This is a genomic window from Streptomyces sp. SID12501 (assembly GCF_010550245.1).
Lineage (GTDB): Bacteria > Actinomycetota > Actinomycetes > Streptomycetales > Streptomycetaceae > Streptomyces.
Window position 1 is genome coordinate 1 of record NZ_JAAGLU010001095.1, and the last position, 381, is coordinate 381.

The 381-nt window shown below is 72.2% G+C and carries 1 pseudogene; it reads right to left on the minus strand.

Annotation, left to right across the window (positions count from 1 at the left end):
- Positions 1–381 (minus strand): annotated as a pseudogene (locus tag G3I71_RS49985) (NAD-dependent dehydratase); the annotation flags it as partial.

The window sequence follows — 381 nt, forward strand, 5'->3', positions numbered from 1 at the left end:
GGCGAGAAGTCCGTCACCCCGACCGCGCGCAGCGCCGACCCCACCCACGTCACCGCGGGCAGCAGCAACGGCACCGTCGGCCGCCCGAGCCGGCGCGAGCACTGCGACAACAACAGCACCCCGTCACCGGCGACGTTGAACGTCCCGCTGTTCAGGGTTCCGCGCCGCGGCTCCCCCGCCGCCAGGCGCAGCACGTCCACGACGTCGTCCTCGTGGACGAACTGCAGTCGGGGGTCGTAGCCGAGGACCGTCGGCATGACCGGCATGGAGAAGTACTCGGCGAGCGCCGAATCCGCCCAGGGCCCCAGGATGTTCGCGAAACGCAGCACGCACACCGCCACGTCGGGCCGTCTGCGCGCGAAGCCGCGTACGTAGCCCTCG